Here is a 1,509-nt window from a genome sequence, read left to right on the forward strand (position 1 = left end):
CCCCCGTTACCTTCTTCGTGGCCCTGAAACGGGGCTCCTGGCCTCCGGGTCCGGCATGACTGTTGCCCCCTGTCGATCGCATGACCTGGGGGGTGGTGTCACCGGGCCCGGAGCACCGTATGACCGCTGATGAGAGGCCTGACCGGCTCCCGGCCGAGCGCAACGCCCGGCCGCTGACGGATGCCTGGTCTGCGTAACGTGGATGCGCGCGAACGGTGCCAAAGGGCGAGGCCAGGACGGACGAGCAACCCTCGGGGGGTTCGGTGTTCGACACGAGTGACATCGCGGTCTTCCTCGGCCTGGACGTAGGCAAGGGCGACCACCACGGCCATGGCCTGACCACCGCCGGCAAGACCGTCTTCGACAAGCGACTGCCCAACAGCGAACCGAAACTGCGGGCCGTCTTCGACAAGCTCACCGCCAAGTTCGGCCGCGTCCTGGTCATCGTCGACCAGCCCGCCTCGATCGGCGCCCTGCCACTCGCCGTGGCCCGCGACGCCGGCTGCGAGGTCGCCTACCTGCCCGGCCTGGCCATGCGCCGCATCGCCGACCTCTACCCCGGCGAAGCCAAGACCGACGCCCGCGACGCCCACGTGATCGCGGACGCCGCCCGCACCATGCCCCACACCCTGCGCGCCCTCGAACTCGCCGACGAGACCGCAGCCCAGCTCACCGTCCTGACCGGCTTCGACCAGGACCTCGCCGCCGAGGCCACCCGCACCAGCAACCGCCTGCGCGGCCTGCTCACCCAGTTCCACCCCTCCCTCGAACGCGTCCTCGGCCCGCGCCTGGACCACCCCGCCGTCACCCACCTGCTCGAACAGCACGGCTCCCCTGCCGCCCTGCGCAAGGCCGGCCGCCGAAGACTCGTCAGCCTGATACGCCCGAAGGCCCCGCGCATGGCCGAACGCCTGGTCGACGAGATCTTCGACGCGCTCGACGAACAGACCGTCGTCGTCCCGGGCACCACCACCCTGGACACGGTGGTGCCCTCCCTGGCCCGCTCGCTCGCCGCCGTCCACGAACAGCGGCGCGCCGTCGAAGCCCAGATCGGCGAACTGCTGGAGGCCCACCCTCTTTCCAAGGTCCTGACCTCGATGCCCGGAATCGGGGTCAGGACCGCCGCCACCCTTCTGGTCACCGTCGGCGACGGCACCAACTTCCCCACAGCAGCCCACCTGGCCTCCTACGCCGGCCTGGCACCGGCGACGAAGTCATCCGGGTCCTCCATCCACGGCGAACACGCCCCCAGGACCGGAAACCGGCTCCTGAAACGGGCCATGTTCCTCTCCGCGTTCGCCGCCCTCCACGACCCCGACTCCCGGGCCTACTACGACCGGCAGCGAGACCGCGGCAAGACCCACACCCAGGCCCTCCTCCGCCTCGCCCGCCAACGCATCAGCGTCCTGTTCGCCATGCTCCGAGACGGCACCCTCTACGAAACCCGCACCCCCGAAACCGCGGCAGCATGACCCCTTCAGCCTTGACGAAGGACATAGAGGCACCCCC

The 1,509-nt window shown here is 70.4% G+C and carries 1 protein-coding gene; it reads left to right on the forward strand.

The window, feature by feature from the left end; all coding sequences use genetic code 11:
* Positions 1–263 precede the first annotated feature (263 nt).
* Positions 264–1,472: an IS110 family RNA-guided transposase gene (locus ACZ7KX_RS42670; RefSeq protein ID WP_470331339.1), complete on the forward strand. Its 1,209-nt coding sequence runs from the start codon at positions 264–266 to the stop codon at positions 1,470–1,472.
* Positions 1,473–1,509: the final 37 nt, after the last annotated feature.

The organism is Kitasatospora sp. NPDC038210 (genome assembly GCF_055600605.1).